This is a genomic window from Deltaproteobacteria bacterium (assembly GCA_009929795.1).
In the GTDB taxonomy this organism is placed as follows: Bacteria; Desulfobacterota; Desulfovibrionia; order Desulfovibrionales; family Desulfomicrobiaceae; genus RZZR01.
Genome location: RZZR01000168.1, coordinates 1 through 4,723 on the forward strand (window position 1 = coordinate 1; position 4,723 = coordinate 4,723).

4 protein-coding genes are annotated in these 4,723 nt (G+C 59.6%); all 4 read right to left on the bottom strand.

Features of this window, described 5'->3' with window-relative positions; genetic code table 11:
- Positions 1-228: 228 nt before the first annotated feature.
- Positions 229-1,941 carry a DUF389 domain-containing protein gene (locus EOM25_12310; GenBank protein ID NCC25955.1) on the bottom strand — a complete coding sequence of 571 codons (1,713 nt, stop codon included), beginning with the start codon at positions 1,939-1,941 and terminating at the stop codon, positions 229-231.
- Between the two features lie 133 nt (positions 1,942-2,074).
- Positions 2,075-3,142 (bottom strand): alpha/beta hydrolase, encoded by a 1,068-nt coding sequence (locus tag EOM25_12315; GenBank protein NCC25956.1) that lies wholly within the window; start codon positions 3,140-3,142, stop codon positions 2,075-2,077.
- Between the two features lie 16 nt (positions 3,143-3,158).
- Positions 3,159-4,256, bottom strand: coding sequence for a hypothetical protein (locus EOM25_12320; protein ID NCC25957.1), 1,098 nt, complete (start codon positions 4,254-4,256; stop codon positions 3,159-3,161).
- Positions 4,253-4,723, bottom strand: a 471-nt coding sequence (locus EOM25_12325) for an alpha/beta hydrolase (protein ID NCC25958.1), incomplete at its 5' end; no start/stop codon positions are given. The genes EOM25_12320 and EOM25_12325, both read right to left, overlap by 4 nt.

The window sequence follows — 4,723 nt, forward strand, 5'->3', positions numbered from 1 at the left end:
AACCGTGTCCTGGTCCAAGGTCAGTGACCCGAACAACGTCGTGGCCGGTTTCCAGGCCGCCAACCCGCATTTGATCACGGTCACGGCCCCGGGCAAGTAGCACCCTCGGAAACGTCCAAACCGGCAAATGCAAAGGGCCCCGGCCGTGGATTCGGCCGGGGCCCTTTTTTCATGGACCGGCATGGATGCAAGGCCAGTCGGTTTCCCAACGGGCCGATCCCTCTTCGGTCATGGTCCCGGCTCAGGATCAATGTCAGCTTGACCGGCATTTCCGTCCCTGTACGTGGTGGCGTCGACCATGGCCTCGACCTTGGAAAAGACCTGAAGGGCCAGGGCGGACTCCAGACCCTGTCGGAGTTCGGCTTCGATGTCGCCAACCTCTTCCGGAGTCATGAGCCGCCGCCCGCTGACTTCGGCCAAGACCGACCATTGCCCGTCCCGAAAACGGGCCTTTACGGATGAGGGGAAAAGACCGGTTCTGGCCTGAATCATCTCTGCTGCGGCCGTTTCCAGCTGAAGCGTCACAGGATCATCCTGACCCGGGTTCGCCTCCGAGGGTTTGAATTCCTCGACGCCGAGCGTGTCGGATTTGATGAAATGGGTCACGAGGCGCAGGTTCTGGTCCTGGAGTCGTCGCCTGACTTCATCCTCCATGATGGCATTGCCGTCGGGAAAAAGCCGTTCATTCCCCTGCAGGGTCACGTGCACGACCCGTTCGCCGTCTCCGCTTTTTCGCAGCTCGACATCGGCGAGGGTCACGTTTGGAAGATTTTCGATCCGATCCCGCAGAAGCTGGGTCACCACATTCAATGTCCGGGTATCGGAGTTCGCCAACGTCATCTGCTCGATGCCGTCCGCCGTCCGGTAGAAATGCAAGAGCCTCTCCCCGGTGGAGGAGACCCCCCTGGTGATGTGCGTCCGGACGATCAGGTTCACTGGTCTGCCGAGCCGCTCTTGGAGCCGGTCCTCGATGGCGCGCAGGTCCCTGGGTTCTGGTTCCCTGGGGGCGTCGATAATTGCCAGTGACAGCCACCCGTTACTGTCCCGGTTCTCGTCGAGGACGATGTCCCTGACGTTCAGAACGGGCAAATGCCCCAAGGTTTCGAGTACCGCGTTGCGGATATGCCTTGTGGTCACCTTGTGGTCTATGATTCGGACCAGAGCGTTGGTCAGAAACAGGACGATGAACACCAGGGAGATGCCGGCCAGGGCATACCGCTTGACAAAGAGGTAGGTGTAGTCCCCGACGCGGCCCCTGACAAAACCTGATAAGACGAAAATGACGCTGGCCACGAAGAGGATGGCCAGAAAATTGGCGAAAAAAAGGATGAAGGCGTTGCCGGCCCCCTCATAGGCCTCGAAGGCCAGACACAGGCCGCAGGCCGCCAGGGGCGGAGTCAGGGCAGTGGCAATGGCCACGCCCGGCAGAACAGGACTGATCCGTTCGTCGATCATGGCCAGGCCGCCGGCCAGCCCGGCCAGGGTGGCCACAAACAAATCGAGCAGGGTCGGGCTTGTTCTGGCCAAAATTTCCGGAGTCACCTCCATGGCCAGAGGAGAAAAGCCCACTGCGACCCCCGCAGCCACGACCAAAAAGACGCCTCCCATTTCAGCGGACAGGGCCGCCCGGAACAGCCGGGTCTCTCCGGTGACAAGGCTCAGAGAGATGCCGAAGATGGGTGTCATCAGCGGAGAAACGAGCATGGCCCCGATGACCACGGCCGGGCTGTCGGCCAGAAGCCCGAAAGTGGCGATCAGGGCTGAAAGCAGAAGGAGAAGATAGTAGTTGAGCCTGGGGTCGGAGCCCGTGGTGATGTCGGCCACGATCTGCTCCTTGCGCAGATCGCTGACAAAGAACATTGCCTTGCCAAAGAGTTCCAGCCTGTTCCTGATCCGCTGTATCGTTCCCATTCCAGGGCACTCACCGATCCCCCGAGGCATGTCAAGGGGGGAAGAGGCGCAATGAGCCAGGCCGTCCAGACATGTTCTCCTGAACAGTCCGGGGAGCTATTGCGCCGGAATTGTCAGTTGGAGCGAAGACGACGGCTTGTTGTCCGCCAGCAGGGCCCAACCCTCAAGGCAACTCTTCCCTCAGCAGGAACGCCGTCATCTCCTTCCGGGCTTCCTGGCCTTCGGGCAGATCCGGGATCAGTTCAAACCCATGAAACATACCCTCCCATATCCGAAGTTCCACGTCCACCCCGGCCTGCAGCATGGCCCGATGAAGCCTGACGCAATTGCTCAAAAACAGATCCCGGGTTCCGGTCGTGATCAATGTTGGAGGGAAGCTTGGCCAATAGTCGGCATGCACCGGCGAAAGCAATGGAGCACTTGGGTCAAAGCCTTTGGCATAGGCCATGGCAAAGTATTCCATCAGCCCGTCCCATTGCAGCACAGGATCCCGGCCCTGATTGGCGAAGTAACTGTCGCCGGTTCGGGTTATGTCCGTGGCCGGAGAGGACAGACCCAAGGCCGCAGGCATGGGCAAATCCGCAGCGTTTGCCTTGAGGAGCATGGCCAGGGCCAGATTGCCGCCGGCCGAGCCTCCAAACACCACCACATTGTTCGGGTCATGTGAGTTGACAAGTTCCGTGTACACGGCCAGGCAGTCATCCAAGGCCGCTGGGAAAGGATGTTCCGGGGCCAGTCGGTATTTGGCTCCATACACTGGGAGCTTCAGAAGAGCGGCGAGACGCATGGCGTAGGCGTCATCGGGATTGCCCAGGGCAAAGCCCCCACCGTGCACATACATGGCCGCTTTGCCCTGGTTTTGAACCGGTACGTTTTTGGGAACCAGCACGGCAACGGATACGCCGCCAAGAGTGTCCCAATGCAGGGAAGAAAGAAGCCTCTTGTGCAAATGCTTCCGTTCCGCCTCACTGACGGTCCGTTGCCCCTGCCGAATCGGGGCAACCGTTTCCGGAGTGAGTGGGCTGTCGAAAACAGGAGGCGTGTTCAGGCACAAAAAATCCCTGGCCTGTGGGCTCATGGTTTCGGTCTGATGCAGCCGTGATGGATCCGCGGCGCAGGAAGACATCGCGACCAAAGAGATCATCAGGAAAAGAAATCGCATGAAACCTCCTTTTTCACGGTACTTTATTGCCGGGCATTTCGTAGAGATCGTATCGAGATAGGCTGTCATCTTGCGTCATGAGAACCTATTGCGCCGGAATTGTCAGTTGGAGCGAGGACGACGGCTTGTTGTCCTCCAGCAGGGTGAAGGCCAACATGATGAAGGAAAAGACCCGCTTGGTCTGCAGGTCGCTGTCTTCGATCCAGAACCAATGGTCTCGATACCTGACCGAGGCAAAGGTCTGTTCGGGCCGGGAGGTCGAGGACTGTACCGCGATTCTGTCCAGTACCGCCGACCCGGCCTGCTGCGGCGCTCCGGGGATGGCTCGTCCTTGGACCATGTCTTCTTCGGGGATATGAACCCGGGCGGCCACGGCGGCCAGTATCTGCATCAGGGAATAGGTTTGCAGGACGATCACGTTGTCTTCCCGGGCCGGGAATCCCGCGGCCAGGGCATATTCGTCCAGTGAAGGATCCAGATCGAGCAGGCCCTGCAGTTCCCGGATCAGGGCCAAGGCTTCCTCCGTGGGATGTCGCCCGCCCAGAGTCAGCATCAGGCTTGGCTTTTCGCCGGGATGCAGCACGCGGCTGGTCACATGAACCGCGTCCAAAACCTGTAGCCGCGAAATGATCTGCACGACCCGCTGAAAAGAGGACTGGACAGGAAGATGGGTACCGGGAAGATGGGCCTCGTTGCGCAGGCCGTTGATGCTCCGAACGCTCAGGTTGAACAAAAAACTGGCCGAGATTCCGGAATTCAGGCCGAGCAGCATGTTGCGTACCGGCAAGGGGGAGATCACTCCCTTGCGAAAGGCCGTGCCCGTAAGGGGCCTGTAGGTGATGGTCGGACGATCGGTATATTTCCCGGAAACCCCGAGATCCAGCTTGCTGGAGTCGCCAACGGCGGACAGGTCGAACATTGATCTGGAAAAGCCCACATTGGCGCCGGTTTCCAGGGAGTGGGCGGCCACGATGTCACCGACATCGACGAAAAACAGCGGTTCGACGTACCGGATCTTGACGATGTTCAGCAGAATCTGCTCCTTCCAGGACTCGGTGATGGAAGCATTGTACCTGGTACGGTCCGAGGTCATTTTGCCTGGACCGATGGATGCGCACCCGGAAAGAGACCCCAACAGAACCAGCAACAGAGCCAAGCATGGTCTTGGCCGGACATGCTTCATTGCCCTTTCCTCCGATCAAAAACATCGTCCAGCCAGTCAAAGAGCACCTGCCCGATCAGACTGCGGTTTTCCATGACGCAATGGTTGCTCGCACCCTCGTTGACCGGGGTGACGACCATTTTTTTCAAGGGGTTCGGGAAATTGTCCATGGCGATTTTCTGCTGGCGCTGCACTTCCTGGCTTTTGTACTCGCCCTCACCCACGATGATCAGGGCCGGAACCCGTATCTTGGCAGGGTCGAACGTGTTGCCCTTGTTGGCCTTGATCAGCTGTGCGGGCTCGTCCAGGGGTACCCCGTACCGCCAGCAGATGGATCTGACCACATCGCCGTGAAACGAGGACCAGGCTCCTCGCTGCTCCGGCGTTTCCAGGGCCGCGGGCATGGTGGCGAACAGGGCGTGGGCGTCGACCACGGCCGAGTTCATGGCCACGGCCTTGATGCGGGGATCATGCATGGCCGCCTGGGG